The organism is Streptomyces sp. NBC_00669, assembly GCF_036226785.1.
Taxonomy (GTDB): Bacteria; Actinomycetota; Actinomycetes; order Streptomycetales; family Streptomycetaceae; genus Actinacidiphila.
The window spans coordinates 332,313-355,861 of the sequence record NZ_CP109018.1 but is presented as its reverse complement, the minus strand read 5'-3'; the positions used below and the strand labels follow the sequence as shown (position 1 = coordinate 355,861).

Annotated in this window: 21 protein-coding genes; 9 read left to right on the top strand and 12 right to left on the bottom strand. The window is 72.8% G+C overall.

Going from position 1 to position 23,549, the window contains the following annotated elements:
* From OG896_RS01505 to OG896_RS01495, 3 genes are read left to right on the top strand one after another with little or no spacing between them, the layout of a single operon-like run.
* The gene (locus OG896_RS01505; protein WP_329361605.1) at window positions 1–984 is read left to right on the top strand and encodes a carbohydrate ABC transporter permease; all 984 of its coding nucleotides are present in this window, start codon (window positions 1–3) and stop codon (window positions 982–984) included.
* Window positions 977–1,810 (top strand): carbohydrate ABC transporter permease, encoded by an 834-nt coding sequence (locus OG896_RS01500; protein WP_328473148.1) that lies wholly within the window; start codon window positions 977–979, stop codon window positions 1,808–1,810. Before OG896_RS01505 ends, OG896_RS01500 begins: the two co-directional genes overlap by 8 nt.
* A gap of 45 nt (window positions 1,811–1,855) precedes the next feature.
* The gene (locus OG896_RS01495) at window positions 1,856–2,788 is read left to right on the top strand and encodes a spherulation-specific family 4 protein (RefSeq protein ID WP_329361602.1); all 933 of its coding nucleotides are present in this window, start codon (window positions 1,856–1,858) and stop codon (window positions 2,786–2,788) included.
* Between the two features lie 80 nt (window positions 2,789–2,868).
* Here OG896_RS01495 and OG896_RS01490 read toward each other — a convergent pair whose 3' ends face one another.
* The 6 genes from OG896_RS01490 to OG896_RS01465 form a co-directional block, all read right to left on the bottom strand.
* Entirely contained in the window at window positions 2,869–4,185 is a 1,317-nt protein-coding gene (locus OG896_RS01490) for an alpha-glucosidase/alpha-galactosidase (RefSeq protein ID WP_329361600.1), read from the bottom strand.
* The gene (locus tag OG896_RS01485; protein ID WP_329361598.1) at window positions 4,182–5,174 is read right to left on the bottom strand and encodes a carbohydrate kinase family protein; all 993 of its coding nucleotides are present in this window, start codon (window positions 5,172–5,174) and stop codon (window positions 4,182–4,184) included. The genes OG896_RS01490 and OG896_RS01485 overlap by 4 nt, the downstream gene beginning before the upstream one ends.
* A 4-nt stretch (window positions 5,175–5,178) precedes the next feature.
* Entirely contained in the window at window positions 5,179–6,075 is an 897-nt protein-coding gene (locus OG896_RS01480; protein ID WP_329361597.1) for a carbohydrate ABC transporter permease, read from the bottom strand.
* Window positions 6,072–7,034, bottom strand: coding sequence for a carbohydrate ABC transporter permease (locus OG896_RS01475; protein WP_329361595.1), 963 nt, complete (start codon window positions 7,032–7,034; stop codon window positions 6,072–6,074). Before OG896_RS01475 ends, OG896_RS01480 begins: the two co-directional genes overlap by 4 nt.
* Before the next feature lie 9 nt (window positions 7,035–7,043).
* Window positions 7,044–8,381, bottom strand: coding sequence for an ABC transporter substrate-binding protein (locus tag OG896_RS01470; RefSeq protein ID WP_329361594.1), 1,338 nt, complete (start codon window positions 8,379–8,381; stop codon window positions 7,044–7,046).
* 361 nt (window positions 8,382–8,742) lie between these two features.
* Entirely contained in the window at window positions 8,743–9,564 is an 822-nt protein-coding gene (locus OG896_RS01465) for an endo alpha-1,4 polygalactosaminidase (RefSeq protein ID WP_402445996.1), read from the bottom strand.
* 308 nt (window positions 9,565–9,872) lie between these two features.
* Here OG896_RS01465 and OG896_RS01460 point away from each other — a divergent pair, with 308 nt between their 5' ends.
* The 3 genes from OG896_RS01460 (at window position 9,873) to OG896_RS01450 (ending at window position 12,806) form a co-directional block, all read left to right on the top strand.
* Window positions 9,873–10,223: a hypothetical protein gene (locus OG896_RS01460; RefSeq protein ID WP_329361592.1), complete on the top strand. Its 351-nt coding sequence runs from the start codon at window positions 9,873–9,875 to the stop codon at window positions 10,221–10,223.
* A gap of 69 nt (window positions 10,224–10,292) precedes the next feature.
* Entirely contained in the window at window positions 10,293–11,411 is a 1,119-nt protein-coding gene (locus OG896_RS01455) for a P1 family peptidase (protein WP_329361590.1), read from the top strand.
* 222 nt (window positions 11,412–11,633) lie between these two features.
* Window positions 11,634–12,806: an AI-2E family transporter gene (locus tag OG896_RS01450; protein WP_329361588.1), complete on the top strand. Its 1,173-nt coding sequence runs from the start codon at window positions 11,634–11,636 to the stop codon at window positions 12,804–12,806.
* 105 nt (window positions 12,807–12,911) lie between these two features.
* Here the strand turns inward: OG896_RS01450 and OG896_RS01445 are convergent, their stop codons facing one another.
* Both OG896_RS01445 and OG896_RS01440 read right to left on the bottom strand, forming a co-directional pair.
* Complete coding sequence (locus OG896_RS01445) at window positions 12,912–14,201, bottom strand: low temperature requirement protein A (RefSeq protein WP_329361586.1); 1,290 nt, start codon at window positions 14,199–14,201, stop codon at window positions 12,912–12,914.
* A 176-nt stretch (window positions 14,202–14,377) separates the two neighbouring features.
* A complete protein-coding gene (locus OG896_RS01440; protein ID WP_329361584.1) occupies window positions 14,378–15,487 on the bottom strand; it encodes an oxidoreductase in 1,110 nt (369 codons plus the stop codon).
* Between the two features lie 62 nt (window positions 15,488–15,549).
* On the opposite strand from OG896_RS01440, the gene OG896_RS01435 reads away from it, so the two are divergent.
* A complete protein-coding gene (locus OG896_RS01435; RefSeq protein WP_329361583.1) occupies window positions 15,550–15,945 on the top strand; it encodes a MerR family transcriptional regulator in 396 nt (131 codons plus the stop codon).
* An 86-nt stretch (window positions 15,946–16,031) separates the two neighbouring features.
* Here the strand turns inward: OG896_RS01435 and OG896_RS01430 are convergent, their stop codons facing one another.
* Window positions 16,032–16,502 (bottom strand): MarR family winged helix-turn-helix transcriptional regulator, encoded by a 471-nt coding sequence (locus OG896_RS01430; protein ID WP_329361582.1) that lies wholly within the window; start codon window positions 16,500–16,502, stop codon window positions 16,032–16,034.
* An 80-nt stretch (window positions 16,503–16,582) separates the two neighbouring features.
* Complete coding sequence (locus OG896_RS01425; protein ID WP_329361580.1) at window positions 16,583–17,317, bottom strand: SDR family oxidoreductase; 735 nt, start codon at window positions 17,315–17,317, stop codon at window positions 16,583–16,585.
* 219 nt (window positions 17,318–17,536) lie between these two features.
* On the opposite strand from OG896_RS01425, the gene OG896_RS01420 reads away from it, so the two are divergent.
* Both OG896_RS01420 and OG896_RS01415 read left to right on the top strand, forming a co-directional pair.
* Window positions 17,537–18,907 (top strand): glutamate decarboxylase, encoded by a 1,371-nt coding sequence (locus OG896_RS01420; RefSeq protein WP_329361579.1) that lies wholly within the window; start codon window positions 17,537–17,539, stop codon window positions 18,905–18,907.
* 225 nt (window positions 18,908–19,132) lie between these two features.
* Window positions 19,133–20,029: an ornithine cyclodeaminase family protein gene (locus OG896_RS01415; protein WP_329373610.1), complete on the top strand. Its 897-nt coding sequence runs from the start codon at window positions 19,133–19,135 to the stop codon at window positions 20,027–20,029.
* 159 nt (window positions 20,030–20,188) lie between these two features.
* Here the strand turns inward: OG896_RS01415 and OG896_RS01410 are convergent, their stop codons facing one another.
* On the bottom strand, window positions 20,189–21,358 hold the full coding sequence (locus OG896_RS01410) for a S1 family peptidase (protein ID WP_329361577.1): 1,170 nt from the start codon (window positions 21,356–21,358) through the stop codon (window positions 20,189–20,191).
* 299 nt (window positions 21,359–21,657) lie between these two features.
* Window positions 21,658–23,436, bottom strand: coding sequence for an SGNH/GDSL hydrolase family protein (locus OG896_RS01405; RefSeq protein ID WP_329361575.1), 1,779 nt, complete (start codon window positions 23,434–23,436; stop codon window positions 21,658–21,660).
* Between the last annotated feature and the right edge of the window lie 113 nt (window positions 23,437–23,549).

The following is a 23,549-nucleotide window of genomic DNA, read 5'->3' as shown; positions in this document are numbered from 1 at the left end:
ATGACGATCACCTCCACCCCGGGCGCCGCCCGCACCGAGCAGCCGCCGCCCGACGGCCGCCGCCCGGGCCGGGCCCGCCGCCGCCCGCGCCGCGACCGGGTCGTCGAGGCGCTGTGGGGATACGCGTTCATCGCCCCGATCGGCCTCGGCCTCGCGGTGTTCTACCTGTGGCCGGTCGTGCAGACCGCGTACTTCTCCTTCACCGCCTGGGGAGCCTTCGGCGGCCACACCTGGAGCGGCCTGGACAACTACCACCGGATGCTGCACGACCACGAGTTCGGCCAGGCGATGGTCAACACCCTTGCGTACACCGGGCTCGGACTGGTCTCCATCCCGCTGGCGATCGTCTTCGCCGCCCTGCTCAACCGGCCCGGCCTGCGCGGCATCGGCGTCTACCGCACGCTGTTCTTCCTACCGGTGGTCACCATGCCGGTGGCCATCGCCATGGTCTGGCGGTGGCTCTACAACGGCGACTACGGGCTGGTGAACTACCTGCTCTCGCTGGTCGGCGTCGACGGCCCCAACTGGATCGCCGACCCGCGGGTGGCGCTGTACGCGCTGGTCGCGGTCGGCGTGTGGAGCAGCATCGGCTACAACCTGGTGATCTTCCTCGCCGGCATGCAGGCGATCCCGAAGGAGTACTACGAGGCCGCGGAGATCGACGGCGCGGGCCCTGTACGGCAGTTCTTCTCGGTCACCATCCCGCTGCTGTCGCCCACCGCGTTCTTCGTGTCGGTGATCTCGGTGATCGGGTCGCTGCAACTGTTCGACCTGGTCTACGTGATGGCCGGCTCCGGCGACGCCGCCCGCGCCAACCCCGCCTTCCCGCGCCTGGAGACCGTCGTGCAGCTCTTCTACGACCGGGCGTTCGTCACCAACGACCGCGGCTACGCGGCCGCGATCGTCATGGTGCTGCTGCTGGTCATCATCGCCCTGACGGCCCTTCAGTTCCGCATGCAGAAAAGGTGGGTGCACTATGGCTGAGGCCCGTTCCCGGCGCACGGGTTCGCACTTCGGCGTCCACACCGTGCTGATCGCCGCCTCGCTGGTGATGGTCGGGCCGTTCGTGTGGGAGGCCGTCACCTCGCTGAAGTCGCTCACCGACGCCACCCATGTGCCGCCGTCGCCGCTGCCCGGCAGCCAGTGGTCGAACTACCGCAAGGTCTTCGACCTGCTGCCGTTCGGCCACCAGTTCCTCAACACGCTGCTGATGGCGCTGGGCCGCACCCTCGGCCAGGTCGTGCTGTGCCCGATGGCCGCCTACGCCTTCGCACGGCTGCGCTTCCCCGGCCGCGGCGTGCTGTTCGGGCTGTTCCTGTCGGTGCTGATGGTGCCGCCGCAGCTGTTCATCATCCCGCAGTACCAGATCATGTCCGACCTCGGCTGGCTCAACAGCCTCCAGGCGCTGATCCTGCCCGGCATGTTCAGCGCGTTCGGCGTCTTCCTGCTGCGGCAGTCGTTCCTGGCGCTGCCCAGGGAGTTGGAGGAGGCCGCGCGGATCGACGGCGCCGGGCCGTTTCGGATCTACTGGTCGGTGATGCTGCCGCTGGTGCGCCCCGGTCTGGTCGCGCTCGGCGTCCTCGCCCTGCTGTGGAGCTGGAACGACCTGTTCTGGCCGCTGGTGGTGAACACCGACCCCGACAAGATGACCCTCTCGGCCGGACTCGCCTCCCTCCAGGGCCAGTTCCAGACCGACTACCCCGTGCTGATGGCCGGCTCGCTGCTCGCGTCGCTGCCGGTCATCGTGGTGTTCGCCTTCCTGCAACGGCAGTTCGTGCAGGGCATCGCGCACACCGGAGTCAAGGGCTGACCGGCCCGCTCCGCCACCCCACCCCCCACCGTGAAAGGGGCACACGTGTTCTCCTCCCACCGATCGACCCACCGATCGACCTCCCACCGCCCGGCGGCCGGCTCCGGCCGGACCGCCGGGCGGGCACGGGCGGCCGTGCTCACCGCGGCCGCCACCGCGCTCGCGCTCACCGCGCTGGGCACGGCGGGCGCCCCGGCGAACGCCGCCGCCGGCGTCCAACACGTCGCCGTACCCGCCTACTTCAACCCCTCGGACGCGGCCGGCGCCGGCTACTGGAACCAGATCGACCAGGCAGGACCCGGCGTCGGCATCGCCGTCGCCAACCCCTCCAACGGCCCCGGCACCGCCGCCGACAGCGGCTACGCCCAGGCCGTACGGTCGGCCACCAATTCCGGCACCAAGGTGATCGGCTACGTGGACACCGGCTACTTCGGCACCACCGGCCGCACCACCCGCGACGGGCAGACCACCGTCGCCGCCTGGACCGCGCAGATCCAGGCGGACGTCGCGAACTGGTACTCCTGGTACGGCTCCTCGGGCCTGGCCGGGATCTTCTTCGACGACGCCCTGAACGACTGCGGCACCAACAACGCGCACGTGAACCTCTACTCGGGGATCAACACCACCACCAAGCAGGCGCACCCCGGCGCCCTCACCGTCGACAACCCCGGCGCACCCGCCGACCAGTGCTACTCCTCGGCCGCCGACATCCTGGTGATGTTCGAGGGCAGTTACGCCACCTACGCCTCCTGGACCCCGCCCGCCTGGGAGCTGAACGCCACCGACCCCGGCAAGTTCTGGCACCTGGTCTACGCCACCCCCACCCAGGCCGACCTCGACACCACCGTCTCGCTGAGCAAGCAGCGCAACGCCGGCTACCTCTACGCCACCCCCGACGACCTGCCCAACCCCTGGGACACGCTGCCCACCGGCAGCTACTGGTCCGAGGAGCTGAGCGGAACCGCCGGCGCCAGCTGACCGACAGGCCGCGCACCGCGGGGAGTTGCCTCCCCGCGGTGCGCGGCCGGTGCGGTGCGCGGCTCGTCAGGCCGGGCGCATCAGCTGCCGAGCACCGCCCGCAGGCCCGGCTGGAGCAACTCCCCGTGCGCGCGCACCATGTCGTCGCACAGCTGCCAGATCCTCTCCACCGGCAGCGCCGCCGCCGTCGCCGGGTCGGCCATCGCCGCGTGCCGGATGTGCCGCGGATCGTCCTCGACCGCCGCCCGCACCACCAGGTCGTTCATGCTCAGGTAGGAGCGGTTCAGCGCCGCGCACTGCGGCGGCAGCGCCCCGACCCGGGTCGGCTGCACACCCAACGCGTCGACCAGGCACGGCACTTCGACGGTGCCGTGGGCGGGCAGGTTGTCGATCAGGCCGCGGTTGGTCACGTTGCCGTAGACCGTGCGGGGCGTGCCCGTCACGATGCTGTGCACGATCTGCGGCGCGTACTCCATCGTGCCGGCCACCGGCAGCGGGGTGCCGGCCGCGAGCGAGTCGCGGGTCTTCTCGTACTCCGCCACGTTGTCGGCCACGATGTCCAGGTAGGTGCCGATCGGCAGCCGCAGCCGCTCCACCTCGCTCGCGTGGCCGAGGTACCACGGCACGTACTCCGAGGAGTGCTCGCTGGTCTCGGTCGGGTAGTAGCCCAGCCGCCGGTACATGTCCACGCGTACCCGGCGGCGCAGTTGCGGGTCCCGCTCGATCAGCGCGTCGAGCCGCGGGTACACGCTCTCGCCCTGGTGCTCGAAACGCAGCACCCACGCCTGGTGGTTGACACCGGCGGCCTGGTAGCGGACCTCCTCGAACGGCACCTCCAGCAGCTCGCACAGGTCGTGCATCGTCCAGTACACCGAGTGGCACAGGCCGACCACCCGGGTCAGCCCGGTCGCCTCGGCGAGGTACTGGACGTTCATCGCCATCGGGTTGGTGTAGTTCAGCAGCCACGCGTCCGGGCACACCTCCGCGATGTCCTGCCCGAGCGCCTTGAGCAGCGGGAAGGTGCGCAGCGCGCGGAAGATGCCGCCGACGCCCAGGGTGTCGCCGATGGTCTGCCGCACTCCGTAGCGGGCCGGCACCTCGAAGTCGGTGCGGGTCGACTCGCCCATCCCGACCTGCACGATGTTCACCACGAAGTCGGCGCCGGCGAGCGCCTCCCGGCGGTCGGCGTGCGCGGTGATCCGCGGCCCGGCGCCCAGGTGCGCGGCGATGTGCCGGGCCGCGCCCTCCGCGGTCGCCAGCCGCTCCGCGTCGATGTCGTGCAGCGCGATGTGCACGCCCTTCAGCTCCTCGAAGGCGAACAGGTCGGCGAGCAGCCCCTGGGTGAACACGACGCTCCCGGCGCCGATGAACGCGATCTTGGCAGTGGTGGTGGTCACGTGCTCTCTCCGTGGTTCTGCCCCGGGTCCGGGGCGGTGGTGCGGGACGCGGCCAGCGCCTCGTCCCAGGTGGGCTGTGCGCCGGTGCCGCCGTACGCGCGGGTGGACAGCGCGCCGCAGGCCGCGGCGAGGGCGAGCGCGCCTTCGAGGGGCAGGCCGGCCAGCATCCCGGCGACGAACCCCGCGTCGAAGCTGTCGCCCGCGCCGACGGTGTCCAGCGGCGTCACCGGCACCGCGGGCGTACGTAGCAGGGCCGTGCCGTCGTGCGCGAGCGCTCCGTCCGCGCCGTCCTTCACCACGACGGTCGGGCCCTGGCCGGCCAGCGCCGCGGCCGCCCGCTCCAGGTCGGCCGCGCCCGAAAGCGCCCGCGCCTCCTGGGCGTTGGGCAGCAGGTAATCGGTGACCGGCAAGGCGGACGCGAGGCCCGCCGGGTCCCACCGCCCGTCCGGGTCGTCGTTGGTGTCGAGCGAGGTGGTCGCGCCGTGCCCGCGGGCGGTACGGAACAGGTCCGGCAGCGCCGCGGCGAGCTTCGGCATCAGGAAGTACGAAGCGGCGTGCACATGGCGGCAGTCGGCGAGCAGCGCGGCCGGCACGTCGTCGCCGGTGGTGGCGGCCAGCGTGCCGGGCGCGGTGAGGATGGCCCGGTCGCCGCCCCGCTCGCCAGGCCCCGCGGCCCGGTTGAGGACCGCGGTCAGCGGCGACGGCAGGCCGGGGTCCTCCCGCAGCGCGTGGGTGTCCACCCCCCGGGCGGCGAGCGCGGCGCGGACGTACGCGCCGGTGTCGTCGGCGCCGATCCGCCCGGCGAAGGCGACCTTCAAGCCGAGCCGGGCCGCGCCGCAGGCCATGATGGCCGCCGAGCCGCCCAGCGTGAGCAGCCCGGTGGAGACCAGTTGCTCGCGCTGCCCGAAGGCGAGTGGCCCGGTCAGCGGGCCGACCACGACATCGGGGTTGACGTCCCCGACCACCAGCAGGTCGAACGTGGGTGGCATCGGATCAGCCCTTCAGGCCGCTGGAAGTGATGGACTGGATGAACGACTTCTGCGCGCCCAGGAAGGCGAGCAGCACCGGCAGCACCGTGACGACGTTCCCCGCCATCACCGCCGACCACTTGGTGTGGTGCTGCCCCTGGAAGGTGGTCAGCCCCAACTGGAGCGTGTAGTGCACGTCGTGGTTGATCGCGATCAGCGGCCAGGTCAGGTCGTTCCAGGTGCTGAGGAAGGTCAGCACCGCGACCGTGCTCAGCGCCGGCCGGGACAGCGGCAGCACCACCGACCACAGCACCCGCAGCCGCGAGCAGCCGTCGATCCAGGCCGCCTCCTCCAGCTCCCTGGGCAGCGACAGGAAGAACTGCCGCAGCAGGAACACCGCGAACGGCGTGACCAGCGACGGCACGATCAGCGCGCCGAGCGAGTCGATCAGCCCGAGCCGCTTCATCACCAGGAACGTCGGGATCATCGTCAGCTGGAACGGGATGGCCATCGTGGCCAGCATCGTCACCAGCAGAATCCGCGACCCGGCGAACCGCATCCGCGCGAAGGCGTACCCGCCCAGCGCGCCGAAGACCAGGTTCGAGGCGACCGCGGACACCGACACGATCAGCGAGTTGGCGAACCAGCGCGGGAACATCGCGTTGCCCAGCACGTAGCGGTAGCCGCTCAGGTCGATGTGCGAGGGCCACAGCGCCGGCGGGAAGCGGTTGATCTCCGCGTCGCTCATCACCGAACTCAGCAGCAGCCACACCAGCGGTATCGCGAACAGCAGCGCCAGCGGGGCCAGTGCCAGATGCCAGGCGCTGAACGGCAGCAGCCGGCGGGCCCGGCCGCCGGGCGGGGCGGCGGACGGCGTGTCCGAGTCGGGGACGGCACGCGCGGGCGCCGAGGTCGCGGTCATCGGGTGGCTCCTTCCAGGCGGTCCGTGCCGCGGCGGCGCAGCAACCGGGTTCCCGCCGCGAGCACGAGCAGGGCCACCGCCAGGACGTACGCGGCCGCCGCCCCGTATCCGGCGGTGAAGTTCTGGAAGGCCATCTCCCAGATGAAGTAGACGATCACCGTCGTCGAGCCGAGCGGGCCGCCCTTGGTGGTGACGTACACCAGGTCGAAGACCTGCAAGGACTCGATCACCTGCCACACCAGCAGGAAGACGTTCACCGGGGTGAGCGTCGGCAGCACCACGTGCCGCAGCAGGTGGCGGCGGCCGGCGCCGTCCAGCCGGCCCGCCTCCAGCAGCTCCGGCGGCACGTCCTGCAACGCGGCGAGGTAGACCACCAGGCAGAAGCCGGTGCCGCTCCACAGCGAGATCGCCACCAGGACGTACAGCGCCTGCCCGGGGTCGGTGAGGAAGCCCTGCGCGGGGATGTGCAGCGCGTGCAGCACCGAGTTGGCCGCGCCGAACTCCGGGTCGAGGATGAAGGAGAACAGCACGCCCTGCGCGGTCGCCGAGATGACGAACGGCACGAAGATCAGCGTCCGGTACAGGCCGACCAGCCTGATCCTGCGGTTCAGCGCGAGCGCCAGCACCAGCCCGAGGGCCATGCTCAGCGGCACGTAAAGCGCCGTGTAGATGAGCGTGTTGCGCACCGCCTGGCGGAAGTTCGGGTCCTGGGTCAGCGCGTGGTAGTTCTGCAGCCCGACCCAGCGGCTGGGCGTGACCAGGTCGTCGGCCTGGAAGGACAGCAGCAGCGACCAGATCACCGGCAGGACGCTCAGGCCGAGGATGACCAGCACCGAGGGCATGACGAACGCCCACGCGGCGGTCGACTCCGAGCGCCGCCGGCGGCGTCGGGCCCGCCGCAGCTCGGCGTCGGTCGGGGCGCCGGCGGGCAGGGTGAGCGGGGTGGGAAGGCGAGGCATGGGTCCTCCTCAGCGCGGGATGAGCAGAGCGGCGTTGGACTGGCGGGCACAGTCGTGCATCGCCTTCGCCGGGGTGGCGCGGCCGAGCAGCACGCTGACGATCGCCTGGCCGAGCGCTGCGGAGATCTGCGGGTAGGCGGCGTGGTTGGGGCGGACCCGGGCGGTCTCCAGGGCCTTGGTGAACACCGTGAGCGCCGCGATCTTGTGGGACTGCGCGATCCACTGCGGTGTCGCCTCGGTGGCCCGGCTCAGCGGCAGGCTGCCGGTCCTGATGCCCCAGCGCACGTCCTGTGCGGGCTGGATCAGCCAGGACACGAAGGTACGGGCGGCGGCCACCCGGGCGGAGCCGTTGTCGAACAGCGTCCAGGTGTCGGGTCCGGCGATGGTGATGGGCTTGCGGCTGTAGCTGGGCAGCGGCACCACCTGGTAGTCGATCTTCGCCTGGATGATGTCGGGCAGCGCCCAGGGGCCGGCGACGACCATGCCCATCCGGCCGGAGTTGTAGACCTGGTACATCTGCTCGCTGCCGGGCTTCGGGTCGACGTAGACACTGCGGTCCTTGGCGAGCGCGGCGACGGTCTCCAGGGCCTTGACCCCGCTGTCGGCGAAGCCGATGCTGTGCCCGTCCGAGGCGACCACCTCGCCGCCCAGGTCCCAGACCATCGGCCACAGCCGCCAGACCGTGTCCTCGTCGCCCACGCCCGGCCAGCCGGTGCCGAACACCCCCGCGCCGGTGTCGCTGAGAGCCTTCGCGGTCTCGGTGAACTCCTGCCAGGTCCAGCCCGGTCGCGGCAGTGCCAGGCCCTTCGCCGCGAACAGCTTCTTGTTGCAGATCACGGCGAGCGAGTCCAGCACGGCGGGCGCGGCGCGCACCCGGCCGTTGACGGTGACGGCGTCGCGGGACGCCGGCCAGAACCGGTTCCACGGTGTCGGCCCGTTCCGCACGGTCGCGGTGAGGTCCACGACCTTCGGGCTGCGCGCGACGCTGGCCAGGTCGGAGCCGAAGATGTAGGCGATGTCCGGATACGAGCCGGACGCCAGGGCCGCGGTGACCTTCTGGAGCATCGAGTCGGACAGCACGCCGCCGCCCGGATCGACCCTGATCGTCGGGTGGGTCCGGTTGAACTCGGCGACGAGCCCCTCGATCGCGGCTCTGCCGACGTCGGTCTGACCGTGCCACAGCTCGACGGTCACCCGGCCGTCCTTGCCGACGCCGTCACCGTCGCCCGCACCGCACGCGGACAGCAGCGGCCCCGCGCCGGCCGCGGCGGCCACCGCGGCGCTGCCGCGCAGCAGGGTGCGGCGCGAGGGCCGGTCGCGCCCGGACGGCGGTTGTGGCCCGGTCATCGGGACCTCCTGGGAGACGGACAAGGCAGAGGCATGGGACACCACCGGATCGCGGAACGGAGCGGACGGGGAGGGAGGGGACAGGGGAACGGCCGGCGGACGTGCGGAACGCCGCCTGGAGGGACGCGTGGAGGAAGGTGTGTCGGAAGGAGCGGGGGAGGGGACGGCCGGGGGAGCGGCGTGATGAGCGGATGAGCAGATGAGCGGGCGCGAGGGCGTACGAGGACGCCAGGGCGAGGGCCGCGAGAGCGGCGGGCGGCGGCGAGAGCGCCGAGGTCGAGCAGGAGCAGGAGCAGGAGGCGGGCGGGCGGCACGCGTGCGGGCGCCGGGGCATCGGCACGCGTGCCGCCCGCCGCGGACGTCAGCAGGTCTGGCGGACGTAGCCCTTGCTGCCGGCCGGAGAGACGTCCAGGTCACGGCGGACGACGCTCAACTCGTCGCCCCAGCCGGAGCACGCCTTCTGCAGCCCCTTCGCGGTGTACTCGATGACGATGACGTGGTCGCCGAACGCGGCGGTGTAGTCGCCGCACTCGTCGTACGTCCCGCACTCCTCCGCGACCGCGAAGTCCAGTCCGGTCTTCGCCCGGTCGCCCGCCAGCTCGGAGGTGTTCTTCTGCGCGATGGCCAGGCCGTCGGCGTGCGCGTGCGCGGACAGCAGGGTGATGTACGCCTCCGCCTCGGCGGAGGTCAGCAGCTTGCCGGAGCGGCTGTAGCTGTCGTAGTTGTCGGGCTCGATCGCCTGGTAGCCCTTGGCCGCGCAGTCGTCGATCCAGCCGTCGACCTTCTCCGCGATCCGCTGCCGCTTGTCCGCGGTGCTGGTGTCGAGCAGCGCCTCGCCCCAGTCCTCGTCGTAGACGACCTTTCCCTTGGCGTCGTGGAGCAGGAGGTCGGAGTCCCAGTCGCCCTCGGCGCCGGGCTGCGCCTGGAACGCGTTGACATAGCAGATGTTGTACAGCCCGGCGGCGGGCGGGTCGGTGTGGTCGCGGCTGACCACGCTCACCCCGGCGGGCGGGGTGTACGCGCCGCCGATCTGGTAGTCGAAACCGGCGTGGGCCGGCGGCGGTGACACCGCTTCGGACGCCGCGCCGGCCTGGTCCATCGCGAGCGACGGGACGAGTGCGGCGGCCAACAGCGCCGGAAGCGCGGTGAGTCGGAGAGCGGAACCGCGGTCGATGCGCATCATCGAGCTCCTGATGATGGAGGGTACGTCCCCGCCTCGGACCCTGCTCGGTGGTCCTGGCGACTTTGTCCGGGCTTGCGGCGCAACTGCGGGCCGCTTACCGGCTAGGCGTACCTCTGGCGCCGGTACTCGTATTCCAGCGCTTGACCGGGAGTAAATCGCGCAGATTCCCCCGTGTCAACCGCGCGTTTCTGCGCAGTTGGGGCACGTACGAGTCAAGAACGCGCAGCGCGCCCCGAGTTCCGCGCACGGACCCGCCCGATCCCGGGGGGAAGCGGTGCGTCCACGACGGCTGCGGGAAGGATATGCGTATGGACACGCAGGAGATCTACCGGGACCGCTGGATTCGCTGCACGCCGGACGCCGTGCGCATCCGCGGCTACTACTTCCCGTGGGGCACCAAGACCGTGCGCTACGCCGACATCCGCGACGTGCGGCGGGTGACCCTCGGTCTGTTCAGCGGTCAGGCGCGGATCTGGGGCACGTCGAGACCGACGATATGGGCCAGCCTGGACCCGGGCCGGCTGGGCAAGAGCGAGGGGCTGCTGCTCGACGTCGGCAAGCACATCCGCCCGTTCATCACCCCGGACGACCCGGCCGCCGTCGAGGCCGCGATCCGCGCCCGTATCGCGCCGGAGCCGAAGACGGATGGCAAGGTGTGAGCGGAGAGAGGTGTGAGCGGTGGACACGCCCTCGGGGCGACGGCGCGATCGATGCGAGCGGGTGAGGCGATGACCACGGGCGGAGCCGAGCGGCACGGCGCGGTCAACGCGCTCACCGACGTCGCCGGCCTGCGGGTCGGCCACGCGCAGCGCGCCGGCGACGGGTGGCTCACCGGCACCACCGTGGTGCTGGCCCCCGAGGGCGGCGCCGTCACCGCCGTGGACGTGCGCGGCGGCGGCCCGGGCACCCGCGAGACCGACGCGCTCGACCCGCGCAACCTCGTCCAGAGCGTCGAGGCGATCGTGCTGACCGGCGGCAGCGCCTACGGCCTCGACGCGGCCGGCGGGGTGATGGCGTGGCTGGAGGAGCAGGGGCGCGGCTTCCGCGTCGGCGGCCCCGGCCAGGTGGTGCCGGTGGTGCCGGCCGCCGCGCTGTTCGACCTCGGCCGCGGCGGCGACTGGTCGGCCCGCCCGGACCGGGCGATGGGCCGGGCGGCGGTGGAGGCGGCCGCCGCGACACCTGAGGGCGCGCCGGTCGCGCAGGGCTGCGTCGGCGCCGGCACCGGCGCGGTCGCCGGCGGCCTCAAGGGCGGCGTCGGCACCGCGAGCACCGTCCTGCCCGCCGGGACCACGGTGGCCGCGCTCGCCGCGGTGAACTCCTCCGGGTCGGTGGCCGATCCCGACACCGGCGCCCTGTGGGGCGCCCTCCCGCGGTGGGCCGACGAGTTCGGACTCGACGGCTCGCCGCTGCCCGCGGCCGTCCACGACCGGGCCCGGCAGCGGTTGGCCGCCTTGGCACGGCGGCCGCCGCTGAACACCACGCTCGCCGTGGTCGCCACCGACGCCGTACTGACCCGCGCGCAGGCGCAGAAGCTCGCCGGCGCCGCCCACGACGGGCTGGCCCGCGCGGTCCGCCCGGTGCACCTGCTCTCCGACGGCGACACGGTCTTCGCGCTGGCCACCGGACGGCGGCCGCTGCTGACACCGGACGCCCTCGCGACCACGGACCCGGCCTTCGGCGTCCATCTGGCGGCGGGCGCCCTCGACGCGGTCCTCGCGGCGGGCGCCGACGTCCTCACCCGCGCCGTGCTGCACGCGGTGCTGTCCGCGGAGGGCGTGCGCGGGCCGGGCGGCGACTTCCCCGCCTACCGCGAGCTGTACGAGATCCCTCGGGCGGACGGCGGCTGACACCGGTCGCCGGCACCGGTCGGTGGCCCTGTCCGCCGGCACCGTTCGCGGCCCTGCCGCCCGATCGGCGCCCATCGGTTCCGCCGACCAGGGGGCACCGGGCGGCAGCGGGTGACGCGGCGGCGCCGGCGCCGTTGGTACGGGTGGACGCGCGGGCGGCGCCACCGCACCACCCGCGCGCACCGGTCCGTGCGGTCCACCGTCGCGAGGGAGCCCCCTGCCATGACCGACCTGCCCGCCGACACCGCGCTGCCGCCGGCGCCGGCCGCTCCCGCGATCGGCGCCTCCTCCACGTCGGACACTTCCTCCACGGCGTCGGCTTCCTCCGCCTCCTCCCGCCGGCCGCGTGTGGGCGCGGTCCTCCCGGCGGTCCGCCGCTCCTGGTTCGGCGTCGGCTTCGGCACCGGTCTCGGCGCGGTGCTCGCCTGGATGCTGGTGCGGACCGTGCTGCGGATGAGCGAGCTGCTGACGCTGCTGCTGCTCGCGGTCTTCATCGCGGTCAGCCTGGAACCGGTCGTGGCGTGGCTGTGCCGGCGCGGGATGCGCCGGGGGCTGTCGGTGGCGGCGGTGGCGGCCGGGCTCGCCGGGGTCCTGGCGGGCTTCGTGGCACTGGTGATCCCGCCGGTCAGCGCCGCGATCACCGCGCTCACCGACGACGTGCCGCGCTGGCGCAGCCAACTGCACGACCACCACACCACCTTGGGCCGCCTGGAGGAGCACTACCACGTCATCGAGAAGGTCCGGCAGCGACTCGGCTCCGGCGGGGGCGCGTCCGAGATCGCCGGGGGAGTGCTCGGCGCCGGGCAGCTCGTGGTCAGCGCGGTGGCCTCCACCGCGATCGTCATCACCGTCACCCTCTACGTGATGGTGGCCCTGCCGACGATCAAACGGTTCTGCTACCGCTTCGTGCCCGGCACCCGCCGGACCAGGGCCGAGTCGGTGAGCGAGGAGATCCTCAGCCGGGTCGGCCGCTTCATGCTGGGCAACGTCGCCACCTCGGCGATCGCCGGCGCTGCCACCTTCATCTGGTGCGAGACCACCGGCGTGCCCTACCCCGCCGCCCTCGGCTTCTTCGTCGCCCTCATGGACATGGTGCCGGTGATCGGCTCGACCGTCGGCGGGGTCGCGGTCAGCCTGGTCGCCCTGTCGGTGTCCCTGCCCGTGGCCCTGGCCACCGCCGCGTTCTCGATCGCCTTCCGCGTCGCCGAGGACTACCTGATCATGCCGCGGGCGATGAAGTTCGCGGTGGACGTCCACCCGGTCGTCACCGTCGTCGCGGTCCTGATCGGGGGGAGCCTGCTCGGCATCGTCGGCGGGCTGGTGGCGATCCCCGCGGCGGTGGCGCTGGGCATCGTCCTCGACGAGTACGTCTTCCCGCGCACCGACCGGGCGTGAGCGTACCGGGCGTGTGCGTACGGGGCGTGTGCGTACGGGGCGTGTGCGTACGGGGCGTGAGCGCACCGGGCGGCGCCCTCAAGGTGCCCTCCGCCCGGCACCGCCTCAGACCTCGTCCCGCCGGGCGAGGTCGTCGAGCATCCGCCGCTGGTGGCGGTGGCCGACCGTCTCGTACCCGACGACCGTCACGAACGGCGCGAGCATCACCACCAGCAGGCACACCGACAGCGCGGCACCGGCCGCGGCCAGGGCCGCCGCCACGACGAGGACGACCAGCGTGAGGGAGATCAGCAGCAGGTGGAAGCGGTCCCGGGCGGATAGCAGCAGCGCGTGCAGCAGGTAGATCGTCAGCACGTACACGCCGACCGGCAGCGCCAGCGCCAGCACCACCGCGGTCGAGCTCAGCTCCGAGTGGCGCTCCAGGTACAGCCCGGCGACGTGCAGCCCGGCGCCCGCCCCGGCGATCCCGAGGAAGACGGGGATGTGCCCGTACCCGAAGAGGTAGCCGCGGCTGCGGCGGTGCACCAGGATGTCGCCGAACGGGGTGGCGAAGTACACCCACCACATCCCGAAGGTCAGCCCGACGCCGGCGACCACGACGGCCACCGCGGTGCCGGTCCAGTGCGTGCCGTCCGCGCCGCCGAGCAGACCGCCGGACGACGCGACGGTGCCGACCACGCCCTCGCCCAGCGTGATGATCGCGAACAGGCTGTACCGCTCCGCGACATGGTGCGGGTGCCAGGGCGTGCTGCCGGCGCCGCCCTGGCCGAGCACCGGCAGCATCAGCTCCAGCGCCGCCAGCACGGCGAAGACCGCGAAGACGGCGGCGCGCGGCAGATGCGTGAACGCGATCACCGTCCAGGCGGCCTGGACGGTCACCGTCCAGCGGATCATGGCCATGCCGATGTCGTGGAAGGGCGGCGAGTCGCGGGCCGCACGCCACCACTGGAGCACCATCGCGACGCGCATCACCACGTATCCGGCGACCATCGCGCGCAGTTCGAGGCGGCCGCCGTCCTCGACGGAGTGGAACATCGCCGGCAGGCCGAGCGCGAACACCACGACACCGATCATCTGCACCATGGTCAGCGCCCGGTAGAGCCAGTCGTCGGTGCCGAACGCGGACGCGAACCAGCTGAAGCTGATCCACGCGATGCAGATCGCGACCATCGCCAGCACGAACGCGGCGACCGCCTGCGCGGCGTGCCCCCCGGCGAGCATCTCGGCGAACTGCTCGGCCGCGGTGCCGACGGCGACCACGAACGTCAGGTCGAGCAGGAGTTCCAGCGGGGTGGAGACCCGGCCGTGCTGCTCGGGGTCGCGGCCGGTCATCGGCACCCGCTGATGCGCCACCCTGCCGGTTCCTGGGGTGCTGCCGGGTTCGGAGTCGGTCATGCCCAGCATGATGCCGGACGCGACCGCCGTTCCCGCGTCAGCCCGCGGTCCCTCGCGGCGCCGGGGGAGCGGTCGCCCGAACGTCCGCGCGCCCGCGTGCCCGAAAGTCCGCGTGCCCGAACGTCCCCGTGCCCGAACGTCCGCGTGCCGGACCGGTGTTGCGGCACGGACCGGTGTCACGCCACGGGCGGGTGGAACGGGTAGTCGGTGTAGCCGGTCGCCCCGCCCACGTACATCAGGTACCGGTCCCGTACCGGATTGACGGGGGCGCCGGTGCGGAGGCGCGCGACCAGGTCGGGGTTGGCGAGGAAGGGGCGGCCGAGGGCGATGAGGTCGGCGCCGGCGGCGAGCAGGAGTTCGGCCGCGTGCCGGCCGCCGTCCGCGGGGAGCCGGTCGGCGGGCAGGAGCGGGTTGGCGATCAGCGCGCCCGGCCACTGCTCGCGGATGTCCCGGTAGACCGCGGAGCCGGGTTCGGCGAAGCCGACATGGAGGTAGGCCAGGCCGTGGCCGGCCAGGGCGGAGACGAGCGCCGGGTACAGCGCGCCGGTGTCGTCGCCCTCGTCGATGCCGTTGACGGCGCGCCCGGGGGAGATCCGCAGCCCGGTGCGCCGCGGGCCGATCGCGGCGGCGACGGCCTCGGTCACCGCGACGGTGAAGCGGATACGGTTCGCCACGCCGCCGCCCCACGCGTCGGTGCGGTGGTTGGTGTTGGGGGACAGGAACTGGTGCAGCAGGTAGCCGTTGGCGCTGTGCACCTCGACGCCGTCGAAGCCCGCGGCCACGGCGTTGCGGGCGGCGGCGGCGAAGTCGGCCACGGTGGCGCCGATGTCGTGCGGCGTCATCTCGCGGGGGACCGGCGCGGGTCGCTTCCCGGCGGGGGTGTGCAGGAGCTCGGGCAGCGCGATCGGCGACGGCGCGAGCGGGGTGTGGCCGCTGGTGTCGGGGTGGCCGACCCGGCCGCCGTGCTGGATCTGCAGGAACATCGGTCCGCCGCCGGCCGCGCGCACCGCCTGGGTGACCCGGCGCCACCCGGCCACCTGCGCACTGTCGTGGACGCCGGTGGTGTTCGGGTACGTCCGGCCGACGGCGTTCGGGGTGGTGGCCTCGGCGACGATCAGGCCCGCGGTCGCGCGCTGGGCGTAGTAGGTCGCCATGAGGGCGGTCGGGACGCCCTCGGCGGTGGCCCGGTTGCGGGTCATCGGCGCCATCACCAGGCGGTTGGCGAGCCGGAGGCCGCCGACGGTGGCGGGCGCGAGGAGGTTCGGCGTCGTTCGGGTGTCGGTCATGGCGGCCACGCTAGGAGTTAGCATCAATGTCAGATTCAACCGGGAAGAGTGTGAGGTACGTCATGCGGATCGGTGAGCTGGCCAGGTGCACGGGGGTCAGTGAGCGGTCCCTGCGGTACTACGAGCAGCAGGGGTTGCTCAGCGCGGACCGCACTCCCGGCGGGCACCGCGAGTACGCCGAGAGCGCGGTGGACCGGGTCGTCCGCATCCAGCAGCTCTACTCGGCCGGACTGTGCAGCGCCAAGATCGTGCAGCTGCTCCCGTGCATGCGGGACGCGGACGGCGGCCCCTGCGAGTCCGCCGGAACCCAACTGGTCGCCGACCTCACGGTGGAGCGCGACCGCATCGACCGGATGATCGACGACCTGCGCCGCTCCCGCGCCGTACTCGACGACGTGATCGCCGCGGCAGCCTCCCCCACGCCCCCCGCGAACCCGGAAACCCGGCGGGGGAGTTGACGTTTCGGCGGGGCGCGAACGGTACGCCGGGCCGGCTCGTGCCGCAGCGAGGTGGTGGGTCGTCCCGTGGCCCGGGTTCGGCCGGGTCACTTCTCGGGGGTGGCTTGCCCGCTCTGGGTCGCGTCGGCTGCGAGGAGGCGGGCGAGGAGTTCGGTGAGCTGCCGTAGGTCGTCGGCGGGGAGGGTGCCCACGGCTGCGGGTGGGCGCAGCAGGATGGCGTCGGCGGTGGCCAGCGCGTCGTGCCCGGCGGCCGTGAGCGTGACGAGTTTGCGGCGCCGGTCGCCGGGGTGCGGGCGGCGCTCGACGAGGCCGTGGGCCTCCAACTTGTCGACGATGAGCGTCGCGTAGGGGGCGTCGACGCCGTTGGCCGCGGCGAGCTGGCTGAGGGTGCGCGGTCCCTCGCGGAGCTGGAAGAGGATCTTGCCGCGACCGCCGCCGAGCCGGAAGCCGAGCGCTTCTGCGAGCTCGCCGTGGCGGTTGTGGGCCTCGACGAAGCGCTGCATCAGGGCCCAGGCCTGCCGGCCGGGGTCGGTGGATCGTATCGAGGAGCCTGCCATCGGTCGTGTCTCCCGCGTCCTTCAGTGCCGTGGCGGCCCGAGCCGCCGCGCGGTGTGCCCGGCCTGCTGTGGTGCCGGGTTCACCACGCCACCGTACGGCCGAGGTAGTCGACGTAGTGCAGGCCGGGCGTGCCCTGGAGGGAGTCGAGCGTCCTGACGACGTTCGGGATGCTCTCGTCGACGCTGAGCCGGCCGTCCGGGCCGCCGACCCCGATCCGCACCCAGCCGGGGGCCATCAGCACCAGGGTCCGCCGCTCGCCGGCGTGCCGTGCCGCGTAGCTGCGCATGAACGTGTTGAGCGCGGCCTTGCTGCCGCGGTACACCTCGTGGCCGCCGCGCTCGTTGTTGGCCACGCTGCCCTGGCCCGACGACATCACCCCGATCGTGCCGTCGGGCTCGACGTGGTCCTGGAGCGCCTCGATGACGCGCATCGGGCCCAGCGCGTTGGTGACCATGACCCGGTTGAACTCGTCGGTCTCGGTCTGCGCCACCGTCCCCTCCGGCTGGTTGGTGACCCCCGCGTTCACGAAGAGCAGGTCGAACCGCCGGTCCGCCAGCCGCTCGTGCAGCGCCGCGATCCGCGCCGGCTCGGTGACGTCGACCGTCTCGATCTCGATCCGCCCCCCGGAACCCTCGGCGAGGTCGTGCAACTCGGTCCGGTCCGGCCCCCGTACGGTCGCCACGACCTGCCGCCCGCCGCGAGCCCACTCCCGGGCCAGCTCGAGCCCCAGCCCCCGGGACGCGCCGATCAACAGCACCCGCCCGCCCGACTCGTCCGGCTCGCCGGAGTGCGGCTCCACATTAGTTGTAGTCATAGCAATAATTGTGTGCCTTATAAGCAATCCGGTCAACCACCTTCCGCGCAACCGCACCTCGCCCATGCGCTGCCCCGCCCCGAGTACGTCCTCGCTACCGATCACCCGGACGGCTCCTGGCCGGTGGGCCGGTCGGCACCGGCGCGTCCCGGCGTCGAACACCTGGGCGGGGCTGGCATGCTGGGCCGCTGACGTCAGACAGTCGACATGGGAGTGATCGTGGTACACCGTCACGACAGCAGCGAAGCGCTGATCGACCCGGCCTACACCACGCGCCTGGGGTGCATACAGGTGCCGAAGAACAGGCTGCCCGATCAGGAGACGGCGCCCCAGGCGGCGTACCGCATGATCCACGACGAGCTCCTGCTGGACGGAAGTTCACGGCTGAACATGGCCACGTTCGTGACGACGTGGATGGACCCCGAGGCCGAGAAGCTCATGGCCGAGACGTTCGACAAGAACATGATCGACAAGGACGAGTACCCGCAGACCGCGGAGATCGAGCGCCGCTGCGTCAACATCGTCGCGAACCTCTTCCACGCGCCCTCCTCGGGCGACGCGATCGGCGTGTCGACCATAGGCTCCTCCGAGGCGGTCATGCTCGGCGGTCTCGCCATGAAGTGGAAGTGGCGCCAGCGCCGCCAGGCGGCCGGGCTCCCCGCGGACCGCCCGAACCTGGTGATGGGCTCCAACGTCCAGGTGGTGTGGGAGAAGTTCTGCCGCTACTGGGACGTCGAGCCCCGCTACGTGCCCATGGCCGCCGACCGGTTCACCGTCGACGCCGACGAGACCATGACGTACGTGGACGAGAACACCATCGGCGTCGTGCCGATCCTGGGCACCACCCACACCGGCGAGTTCGAGCCGATCAAGGACATCCACGACCGGGTCGTGGCCTACAACGCCGAGCACGACACGGACATCGCGATCCACGTCGACGCCGCGTCGGGCGGCTTCGTCGCCCCCTTCCTCCACCCCGACCTGGAATGGGACTTCCGGCTCCCGCAGGTGAAGTCGATCAACGTCTCCGGCCACAAGTACGGCCTCACCTACCCGGGCATAGGGTTCGTCGTCTGGCGCTCCGCCGAGGACCTGCCCGAGGACCTCGTCTTCCACGTGAACTACCTGGGCGGCGACATGCCGACCTTCACCCTCAACTTCTCCCGCCCCGGCAACCAGGTCGTCGGCCAGTACTACAACTTTGTACGCCTCGGCCGGGAGGGCTACACCAAGGTCATGGAAGGGCTGCGGGACACCGCGCACTTCCTCGCCGACGGCATCGCGAAGCTCGACGCCTTCGACGTGATCAGCGACGGCACCGACATCCCCGTCGTCTCCTTCAAACTCGGCGACCCGAGCAAGTTCACCGTCTTCCACGTCTCCGACGAACTGCGCCGCGACGGCTGGCAGGTGCCCGCGTACACCATGCCGCCCAACGCCGAGGAGATCGCCGTCCTGCGCATCGTGGTCCGCGAGGGCTTCAGCCGCGACCTGGCCGAATCCCTCTTGGCCACCCTCGCCAAGGCCGTCGACCGCCTCACCACCACCCCGCCCGCCCACGAGGCCGGTTCCGGCTTCGCCCACATCTGACCGGCCACGGGTTCCCGCGGGGCACCCGGCCCGGTCCGCTCCCCACCGGCCTGCCCGGCAGCCTTGCGACCAAGGGCTGAGCGGCGTCGGTCGTCCGGCGGATGCGCCGACCGCCGTGGATTCGACAGTGTGGTGCGCCGGGTCGGCTCTCCGGCTCGCCGGCTCGGCGCTCGGCTCGGCTCGCCGGGCGCTCCGCCCTCCGGAAAGGCGTGATCGGTGTCCCCCATGGTGTTCGACGACGACGATGTCCGCGACCGGCTCGACGCGGCGACGACCGTCCGGGTCATGCGGTCGGCGCTGGTGGCCCACCATGACGGCGCCCTCCGCGCGCCGCCGCGGGTGCGCGCCGACCTCGGCGCGGGGGACCTGGTCTTCACCGCCGGGTGCCTGCCCGCCCAGGGGCTGTTCGGCTTCCGCGCGTACGACACGTTCGCCGGGGCCGAGCAGTTGGTCGCCGTGTGGGATGCCGCGGACGGCACGCTGCGCGCCCTCGTGCACGGCGCGGAACTCGGCGCGCGGCGGACCGGGGCGATCGGCGCCCTCGCGGTGGACGCGGCGGCCGGGCCCGGACCTGTTCGGGTCGGACTGGTCGGCACGGGCACGCAGGCGTGGGCGCAACTGTGGGCGGTCCGCGCGGTCCGCCCGCTCGAAGCCGTCACCGTGGCGGCCCGCGACCTGCGACGCGCCGAGGAGTTCGCCCGCCGCGCCACCGCTGAACTCGGCGTCGCCGTCCGCGCGGTGGCCCGGGTCGAGGACGCGGTACGCGAGCACGAGGTGGTGATCGTGGCGACCTCCAGCGCGGTGCCCGTGCTGGAGGCCGACTGGATCGCGCCGGGCACGCATGTGACCACGGTCGGCCCCAAGACCGTCTCCCGGCACGAACTGCCCGCGTCGCTGGTGGACCGCGCCGAGGTGGTCCTCACGGACTCCCTTGCCCAGGCGGGCGGTTACGCCGAGGCGCACCTGTTTCCCACCGACCGGATGGTGGAGCTCGGCGCGGTGCTGGCCCGCGCGGCGACCGGCCGTACCGGCCCGGACCAGATCACGGTCTTCTGCTCGGTCGGTCTGGCCGGCACGGAGGTCGCGCTCGCCGCGGCGCTGTGCGAGGCCCCCGTGCGGTAGGCGCCGCACAAGGGCAATGGAGCCGCACCCGGGCAATGGAAGCCGCGCGACCCCCGGCGATGGGCGCCGACGGCCCGCCCCGGGGGTATGGGGGCCCGGGGCGGGCCTGAGGTGGTGCAGGTGGTGCGGGCAGTGCAACCGGTGCGGGCGGTGCCGCAGTCAGCTGGTCTGGAGGGTCAGACCGTACGCGGACAGGATCGGGTTGACCGGCTGGAACCAGGTCTCACCCCCGGAGGTGCAGTCGCCGTAGCCGCCGGAGGTCACCCCCTGGGCCTGGTCGCCGCTGATGAACGAGCCGCCGGAGTCGCCCGGTTCGGCGCAGACGTTGGTCTCGGTGAGCCCGTAGACGCTGCCCTCGCTGTAGTTGACCGTCTCGTTCGTGCCGAGGATCGTCCCGCAGTGCCAGTGCGTGGTGGAGCCCGAACGGCACACCGAGGAGCCGACCGGGGCCACGTTGGAGCCGTGCACCAGCACGTCGGAGACCGTGCCCCAGCCGAGCACGACGTTCACCGTCCACCAGCCGCTGCCGACGTTGACCCAGGAGTAGTCGTTGCCCGGGAAGGTGCCGGCCTGGAAGTTGCCGACGTAGGAGCCGTCCCAGCCGTAGACCGCCGCGCCCTGCTGGGAGCAGTGGCCCGCGGTGACGAACCCGCCGATCACCGAGAAGCCGATCGAGCAGCGGATGCCGTGGCTGGTGAAGGGGTCGCCGCCGACCGTGCCCGCTGACAGCGTTGTCGGAGCCGCGGCGGCCGTGGTCCGTACCGTGACGGCCCGCGCGCTGTCGCCCCGCTCGGCCTTGGCGACGAACGCGCGCACCGCCGCGTCCTGCGCCTGGTCGGCGCGCACGTCGATCACGACCTGGTTGGACCGCAGGTCCACGCCCCAACTGCTCACCCCCGCCGGGGCCTTGTGCTGCCTGGCCAGCGTGTCGATCGCGGACTTCGCCGCGTCGAGCTGCTTGGCGGTGCGGGTGACGACCTTGGTGGTGGCGCCGGTCTTCGCGACGGCCGACGCCGCGTGCGCGTCGGTGACGGCGACCACGAGCTTCCCGTCGGCCTGGTCGAACCACGAACCGCCGTACGAACTCCCCGCGGCCTTCCGTGCCTTGGGGCTGAGGGTGGTCGCGGCGGCCTGCTGCCGCAGCCGCTGGTGGGCCTGGGCCGGGGTGAGGCCCAGGTCGTGGACCATCGCCGTCAGTACGGCGTCGGAGGCGTCCGCGCGGGCGCCGGCGGCCGGGGCGGCGTCGGCCGTCATGGCACCGGCGCCGGTGAGGGCGGTCGCGACGAGCAGGGCGGACAGGCCCACTATCGTGCCGATTCTGCGTCTCATGACACTTCTTCTTCCGTCCGGGGGGAGTGAGACCGAAGCGAGCGAGAGAGCGCTCTCGCGTGATGCGGGGTCATCGTAGGACCAAAAGAATGCCATGTACAGGTCAAGTCGATACCGGGCGGGAGCGGGCGCCCGGTTCGGGCCGAGGCTCCCGCGCCCGGTCGTCGGCGGTGCCTCTGACCTGTACGAACGGGGCGCCCCCGCCGGTGTGGTGGGGGCGCCCCGTGCCCGTTGCGACGCGACGTGCGACGCGACGTGAAGCGCGTGGTGTGGGGCGCGTGGTGCGAACGGGTCGTCGCTCAGAGGCTGTTGAGGTCGATGGCGTCCGCCATGGCCTGGTAGCCCGCTCCGTTGGGGTGCAGATGGTCGCCGGAGTCGTACTGCGGGAGCATCGTCTCCGGGTCGGCCGGGTTGCGGACGGCGGCGTCGAAGTCGACCCACGCGTCGAAGGCGCCGTCGTTGTGGCGGATGAAGTCGTTGATGCCGTCGCGCGCCGCCGCCCGGCTCGGGGTGGTGCAGCCGCAGCCCCCGGTCGGCGTGAGGGTGCCGACCACGACCCGCAGCCCGTACGCGTGCAGCGTCGCGGCGACCTGCTTCAGGCCGGCGATCACGTCGGCGGCCGAGGCGTCGGAGTCGACGTCGTTGATGCCCTCCAGGACGACGACGGTGCGCACACCGGCCTGGCTGAGGACGTCGCGGTCGAGCCGGGCGGTCGCCTTGACGCCCCCGGTGCCGGTGTTCGGCAGGCCGTTGAACAGGTCGGTGAGCACCTTGTTGCCGCTGATCCCCTCGTCGGCGACGGCCGGTGCCTTCGGGCCGTCCTTGGCGAGCAGGCGCCGCGCGAGGTAGTTCGGCCAGCGCTGGTTGCCGTTGACCGTGGACGTGTAGCCGTCGGTGATCGAGTCGCCGAGGGCGACGACGGTGCGGTGCGAGGGGCCGGTGACCTCGATGCCGGACAGCACCGTCCAGAAGTCGAAGAGGTTGTGCACGGGGAAGTCGGCGCCGTCGGCCGCGTCGTCGGTGCCGCCGTCGTCGGTCGAGTACATGTCCTGCAGGCCCAGGCTGTGCGTCGGGGCGAACTGGACGGTGCCCGGCAGGTAGAGGCTGACCAGCAGGTCGCTGTCGGCGGGCACGGCGAAGGGCAGCGGGTCGCTGTACGCCTGCCCGCCGGCCGGCATCGTGACCGTCTGCCTGCCGCCGAAGGTGAGCGTGACGGGGGTGGCGGCCGGCACCGCGCCGGACGCGCGCACCGCGATCGTGGCGTGGCCCACCGTCAGCGGTTTGGGCCCGAAGGCGTTGTCGAGCCTGATCCGCACCCGGTTGCCGCCCACGCTGGTGTGCTCCACCATCCGCAGGGTGCGGTCGGTCCACACGTACGGCGCCAGGCCGTCGTCGACGGCCGCGGACCAGGTGGCGGTCCACCCGGCCGGCACCGGCCGCAACCCGAGCGCGAACACGTGCAGTTCGGGCGCCGCGGCGCCGCCCGCCCCCGCGACCGTAGGCAGCGTCACCGCGGCCGGCCGCCTGCGGGCGTCGAGCGGCACCGACACCGCGTAGAGCTTCACGTCCAACGCGGTCGGGCCCGCCGGGGTGTTGCGGCGCGAGGTGCGCACCGCCATGGCGTCGCTCGGCCCGCTGTACCAGTCCGGCGCGTTCAACCGGTAGCTCTGCCTGCTGCCGTCGGCGTAGCTGATCGTGCCGGCGCCGGCCGCGTCCGCGGCCGTGCCGGTGACCAGGAACGTCAGCGCCGATCCGGCGCCGTGCAGGGCGATGCGCTGACCGTCGGCGATGACGTTGTCGGGCCGGCCGGGGGCGGTGTCCGGCATGGTGAGCCGGGTCCCGCCGACGGTGACGGCGGCGCCGGGACCCCAGCCGGCCGCCGCCAGGTCCTCGGCGACGAAGCTGTTGCCCAGGCCGTCGAGATCCGCCGAGGCGGGCGCGGCGGCCGCGCTGATACCGGTGTTGTCGAACGCGGCGGCGAGACTCGCGTAGTGCGGGGCGCCGGCCGGACCGGCCGCCGCTGCCGGTGGTGCCATGACGGCGACCAGCGCGGCGACCGGGAGGACGACCGCTGACATGATCCTTTTCAACTCACGCTCCTGACGGGTGATCCGGTGGGGGGCGAGGTGCGAGGAGGTGCGGGTGCGGATATCGGTACGGGTACGGGTACGGGTACGGGTACGGGTACGGG

Excerpts from the sequence above, each read along its gene's own strand:
- OG896_RS01505 (WP_329361605.1), top strand. The coding sequence starts at position 1 with ATGACGATCACCTCCACCCCGGGCGCCGCCCGCACCGAGCAGCCGCCG.
- OG896_RS01500 (WP_328473148.1), top strand. The coding sequence starts at position 977 with ATGGCTGAGGCCCGTTCCCGGCGCACGGGTTCGCACTTCGGCGTCCAC.
- OG896_RS01485 (WP_329361598.1), bottom strand. The coding sequence starts at position 5,174 with ATGCCACCCACGTTCGACCTGCTGGTGGTCGGGGACGTCAACCCCGAT.
- OG896_RS01480 (WP_329361597.1), bottom strand. The coding sequence starts at position 6,075 with ATGACCGCGACCTCGGCGCCCGCGCGTGCCGTCCCCGACTCGGACACG.
- OG896_RS01475 (WP_329361595.1), bottom strand. The coding sequence starts at position 7,034 with ATGCCTCGCCTTCCCACCCCGCTCACCCTGCCCGCCGGCGCCCCGACC.
- OG896_RS01470 (WP_329361594.1), bottom strand. The coding sequence starts at position 8,381 with ATGACCGGGCCACAACCGCCGTCCGGGCGCGACCGGCCCTCGCGCCGC.
- OG896_RS01465 (WP_402445996.1), bottom strand. The coding sequence starts at position 9,564 with ATGATGCGCATCGACCGCGGTTCCGCTCTCCGACTCACCGCGCTTCCG.
- OG896_RS01460 (WP_329361592.1), top strand. The coding sequence starts at position 9,873 with ATGGACACGCAGGAGATCTACCGGGACCGCTGGATTCGCTGCACGCCG.
- OG896_RS01455 (WP_329361590.1), top strand. The coding sequence starts at position 10,293 with ATGACCACGGGCGGAGCCGAGCGGCACGGCGCGGTCAACGCGCTCACC.
- OG896_RS01450 (WP_329361588.1), top strand. The coding sequence starts at position 11,634 with ATGACCGACCTGCCCGCCGACACCGCGCTGCCGCCGGCGCCGGCCGCT.
- OG896_RS01445 (WP_329361586.1), bottom strand. The coding sequence starts at position 14,201 with ATGACCGACTCCGAACCCGGCAGCACCCCAGGAACCGGCAGGGTGGCG.
- OG896_RS01440 (WP_329361584.1), bottom strand. The coding sequence starts at position 15,487 with ATGACCGACACCCGAACGACGCCGAACCTCCTCGCGCCCGCCACCGTC.
- OG896_RS01435 (WP_329361583.1), top strand. The coding sequence starts at position 15,550 with ATGCGGATCGGTGAGCTGGCCAGGTGCACGGGGGTCAGTGAGCGGTCC.
- OG896_RS01430 (WP_329361582.1), bottom strand. The coding sequence starts at position 16,502 with ATGGCAGGCTCCTCGATACGATCCACCGACCCCGGCCGGCAGGCCTGG.
- OG896_RS01425 (WP_329361580.1), bottom strand. The coding sequence starts at position 17,317 with ATGACTACAACTAATGTGGAGCCGCACTCCGGCGAGCCGGACGAGTCG.
- OG896_RS01415 (WP_329373610.1), top strand. The coding sequence starts at position 19,133 with ATGGTGTTCGACGACGACGATGTCCGCGACCGGCTCGACGCGGCGACG.
- OG896_RS01410 (WP_329361577.1), bottom strand. The coding sequence starts at position 21,358 with ATGAGACGCAGAATCGGCACGATAGTGGGCCTGTCCGCCCTGCTCGTC.
- OG896_RS01405 (WP_329361575.1), bottom strand. The coding sequence starts at position 23,436 with ATGTCAGCGGTCGTCCTCCCGGTCGCCGCGCTGGTCGCCGTCATGGCA.